This is a genomic window from Microcystis sp. LE19-131.1A (genome assembly GCF_027532015.1).
Lineage (GTDB): Bacteria > Cyanobacteriota > Cyanobacteriia > Cyanobacteriales > Microcystaceae > Microcystis > Microcystis ichthyoblabe_A.
Genome location: NZ_JAPZSS010000269.1, coordinates 1 through 4,280, shown reverse-complemented (window position 1 = coordinate 4,280; position 4,280 = coordinate 1). Strand labels below are relative to the sequence as shown.

The following is a 4,280-nucleotide window of genomic DNA, read 5'->3' as shown; positions in this document are numbered from 1 at the left end:
GAGATTTAACAGGTGGCAAAATCGCGATCGCCAATCAGTGTTGGACGGGTGTAATTTCAGCTATTCAGTCATTATGAGGGTTATGACATTTTTGGTGGGGGTGCTAAAATCTGCTTCTAGCATCAAAATGAGAATTGCTGCGATTTCCTCGACTCCCTTGCCATCACCCTCAGCGCCGCCCAGGGCCATTTCATTCCCCCCGCCTTCATGATCAGTTTGATCGAATCTGGGGAAGTAATTCGCGATGTCACCGCTCGCTCCAGCGAACGTCAGACCCTAGATTTACTGGACAGTTTGGGCAAATATGCCTGGATCGAACAGGACGGCGTAGAAGTGCAAGTTCCCCTCAAAGACGTAAAAGAAGGCCATCTCGTCATCGTCTATCCGGGAGATTTAATTCCCATCGACGGCAAGATTATCCGGGGACAGGGACTAATTGACCAACAGAAACTGACGGGAGAATCGGTTCCCGTCCACCGGGAAGTAGATGATGAGGTCTATGCTTCCACCCTGTTAGTAGAGGGACAATTGGCAATTCTCGTGGAAAGGACGGGGAATAATACCCGCGCCGGGGTAGTCGTGGAACTGATGAAAGCCGCTCCCGTCCACGACACCCGCGTAGAAAACTATGCCGCCAAATTTGCCAACATTGCCGTGTTGCCCACCCTACTGATTGGGGCCGGCATTTTTGCATTCACGGGAGATTTAGCCCGGACAACGGCCATTATCACCCTCGACTTCGGCACTGGCATCCGCGTATCTGTCCCCACCGCCGTCTTAGCCGGATTAACATACGCTGCCCGGACAGGGGTTTACATCCGCAGCGGCCGGGCGATCGAAATGTTGGCAAAAGTCGATTGCGTCGTCTTTGACAAGACGGGAACCCTGACCCAGGGCAATGCTTCCGTCACCGACATTCAAGTTACCGCCGAGGGAGTTACCCCGGCAGAAATTCTCTGTCTGGCGGCCTCGGCGGAACAGGGGTTAAGCCACCCCGTCGCCCATGCCATCGTCCAACAGGCCCAACAACAGGGGACGGCAACGAAAACCTGCGAGGAGTGGGATTATCGGGTTGGATTGGGAGTGGTCGCCCAAATCCAAGGGCGGCAGCTACTGGTGGGGAGCAGCCGCTTTATGAAAACGGAAGGGATCGACATTAGTGCCAGTCAGCAGTTTAAGACGGGAGGCGTTTCTCTGGCTTATGTGGCCCGGGATGGCATCCTAATTGGCGTTATCATGTATGCCGATCCGATCCGCACCGAAAGCCCCGGGGTAATTGCTGAGTTACACCAGCAGGGAATCAGCACCCATATGCTCACCGGCGATGTGCAGCAGGTAGCGGATGCGGTGGCCCAAGAGTTAGGAATGCGCCGGGATGAGGTTCACGCCCAAGCTTTCCCAGAACGGAAGGTGGAAGTGGTGCAGCAACTGAAAGCGCAAGGGAAAACCGTTGCCTTTATCGGCGATGGCATTAATGACTCGGCCGCTCTTGCCTATGCCGATGTCTCGATTTCCTTTGCCGCAGGGAGCGACATCGCTCGGGAAACTGCCGACGTGGTACTGATGGATAACGATCTCAGTGGCTTGACCCATGCGATCGAGATCAGCAAGCAAGTGATGGACATTATCTACCAAAATGCCTTAATTGTGGGAATTCCTAACTTTGGGGCGCTGGCGGTGGGGGTCCTCTTTGCCCTCGATCCGATCCTAGCGATTATCATCAATAATGGTTCGGCAATTTTAGCCGGACTGAACGGCTTGCGCCCGGCCCTCGGTGGCGAGAAGACGACCTATCGAGATGCGGCGAACGTCTAACAGTCAAACAAAATCCAAAATCGAGCAAATTTGTGAGGTCTCATGGAATTTTTATTAGGTATTGAACCGATTTTCGCCCTAGGGGTTGGTTTGGCGGCACTGGCGATTGCCCCCGCTATTGGGGCCTTAAGCAACCCTGAAACTGGGGAAAAGGTCGCCGAAACCGGGCGCGACATGACTAAACAGGGAATCAAGTGGGGTGCAGAGGCCGCTGACACCGTGCAAACCTATCTAGCTGAGGCCAGCGAATCCTGGAACGATCTGGTAGCGGAAGCACAGGCCGAAATCAGAACCGCTAAAAAAGCTAAGGCAACTAGCGAAAAATAGACAGTTAATAGTGAACAACTCATTCAGGAGGTTTTTATGGAAGAATTACTGGTTGTTGGCGGTGTTGGAGTCGTCGCAATTTTAGTATTGGGTTCCCTAGTTGGTTTAGTTAGTCCCCAGACCGGCAAAGCCATTACAGATACAGGTCGCAATGCGGCCAAAAGCGGGATCAAATTAGGGATGGAAGCTAGTGAAAAACTGCAAGCTACTTTTGCCGAAGCTGGTCAATCTTGGCAAGATTTAGTGGCAGAAGCGAAAGCGGAAACAGAGGCGGCAAGAAATACGACTCAAATCACTTCCGTAGAGGAAACGTCCCAATCCTAATCCCTAATTGACCGAACGAGAAACCCACTCGATAACTGCAATTTTGTAGGGGGGCATTCTCTTAGCCCCCTCCTTTAAAATCTCAAGGAAAGTATCAAATACCTAAGCAAAATTAATTAGGGTTGGCTGAATAAATCTAAAAAACTTGTTGGATAAGACTTTTAGGCTTTTTTGACCTCAAAAAGTTCCAGCCGAGAGTGATCGGGGCGAAAATTCGGGGACTTTTTCCCCGAAAATTAGGTAATTTACCAGATGAAAATGGGTAAAACCCTACACCCCACACCCTACACCCTGCCCCCACGAAAAACTTTTTCAGCAGACCACACTTAAGGAGTAGTTCAACAATGACCCGAGAATATATGCACGAACATTTGAAAGAGCTAATCGTTGAGAAGGCACTTCATCTCTGTTGCGACCCCATTGAAGAAATTGCCCGAGAATGGGCAGAAAAAAAAGACTTTAATCAAGGGGGAATTAATATTTTACAAGATCCCCATCGCTATGAAAAGTATTTAGAAGAGGCGAAAGAAGTCGCTGACGAATTTAGAAAACATATCATTCAGTTTTTACCAGAAACTAAAAATTAGTCAGAGGTAAATGTGAACTCTCCTAACTTCAGTAATGGCAACTTAAAACTAGATCAATTTTTAGTCTGTGGGTTAGGATATTTCGGACAGCATTGCGTCGTCGCACTCAAGGAATTTGCAGTCAATGTCTTGGCGAGCAGCGGGGATTTATCTTGAATGTCGGGGTAAAGACCCCCGCTTTTAGCGACGGGATGAAACCCCGACCAGTATAAAACAGCACTTCGACAAGCTCAGTGACACGAAGCACGACATTTCGACACATTTCGAGGGGCTTCGATGTAAAAGCTCAATGTAAAAGCTCAATGTTCACTGAAATCTTGACAATCCGATGCTCTAAAGGTTAAGATAAAATAAGTTGTTTGAGGTTGATAAACAATGATTGTCTTAGAAACGAAAGCCGTGGTCAAACCAAGTCAGTGTTCTGCCATTGATGAAGCTATTCGTACAGTACAATTCATCCGTAATAAGGCCTTAAGGCTTTGGATAGATGCCAAGAGAGAAGACAAAATCGATAAATATTCTCTCAATAAATATTGTGCAGTTCTCGCCAAACAGTTCAAGTTTGTCGATACTCTAAATTCTACGGCCAGACAAGCATCGGCAGAACGAGCTTGGTCAGCTATTGCTCGTTTCTATGACAATTGTAAGAAAAAGGTTAAAGGTAAAAAAGGTTATCCCAAGTTTCGGAAAAATAATCGTTCTGTGGAATATAAAAACTCTGGATGGAAATTATCGGAGGATAGAAAGAAAATCACTTTCACAGATAAGAAAAACATTGGCACGGTTAAACTAAAAGGAACTAGAGACCTAAACTTTTACCCTATTGACCAAATTAAACGAGTTAGGATTGTTAAACGAGCGGATGGTTATTATGTCCAATTCTGTCTTAGCGTTGATATTCGGGAATATGCTAAACCCCTAGAACCAACAAAAAGATGTGTGGGATTGGATGTAGGTTTAAAAGTTTTCTACGCTAACAGTTATGGGGAAACGGTAGAGATACCGCAATACTATCGCAAGGCAGAAAAAAGATTAAATCGACTGAATCGGAAGAAATCTAAAAAGTTTAGAAAAGGTCAACCCCAATCAAACAACTACCAAAAAGCTAGAAAGAGATATGCTAGAAAGCATTTAAGAGTAAGTAGGCAACGTAAAGGCTTTGTCGAAAAAGAGGCATTGCGCGTCATTAAATCTAACGATTTCATCGCCTACGAAAACTTAAATATT

The 4,280-nt window shown here is 47.0% G+C and carries 5 protein-coding genes and 1 pseudogene; 5 read left to right on the top strand and 1 reads right to left on the bottom strand.

Features of this window, described 5'->3' with window-relative positions; genetic code table 11:
• Positions 1 to 60: 60 nt before the first annotated feature.
• Positions 61 to 189, bottom strand: coding sequence for a hypothetical protein (locus O9323_RS19025; protein WP_272096665.1), 129 nt, complete (start codon positions 187 to 189; stop codon positions 61 to 63).
• On the opposite strand from O9323_RS19025, the pseudogene O9323_RS19020 reads away from it, so the two are divergent.
• The 5 genes and pseudogenes from O9323_RS19020 to O9323_RS19000 form a co-directional block, all read left to right on the top strand.
• Positions 142 to 1,815, top strand: a pseudogene (locus O9323_RS19020) (heavy metal translocating P-type ATPase); the annotation flags it as partial. The gene O9323_RS19025 and the pseudogene O9323_RS19020 sit on opposite strands and share 48 nt — an antisense overlap.
• Positions 1,816 to 1,857: 42 nt before the next feature.
• Positions 1,858 to 2,142, top strand: coding sequence for a hypothetical protein (locus tag O9323_RS19015; protein WP_002742126.1), 285 nt, complete (start codon positions 1,858 to 1,860; stop codon positions 2,140 to 2,142).
• A 36-nt stretch (positions 2,143 to 2,178) separates the two neighbouring features.
• Positions 2,179 to 2,466: a DUF5132 domain-containing protein gene (locus O9323_RS19010; protein ID WP_002755198.1), complete on the top strand. Its 288-nt coding sequence runs from the start codon at positions 2,179 to 2,181 to the stop codon at positions 2,464 to 2,466.
• A 344-nt stretch (positions 2,467 to 2,810) separates the two neighbouring features.
• Positions 2,811 to 3,053 (top strand): hypothetical protein, encoded by a 243-nt coding sequence (locus tag O9323_RS19005; RefSeq protein ID WP_002742124.1) that lies wholly within the window; start codon positions 2,811 to 2,813, stop codon positions 3,051 to 3,053.
• A gap of 375 nt (positions 3,054 to 3,428) precedes the next feature.
• Positions 3,429 to 4,280: RNA-guided endonuclease InsQ/TnpB family protein (locus tag O9323_RS19000; protein WP_288125585.1), on the top strand; the 852-nt coding region annotated here is incomplete at its 3' end.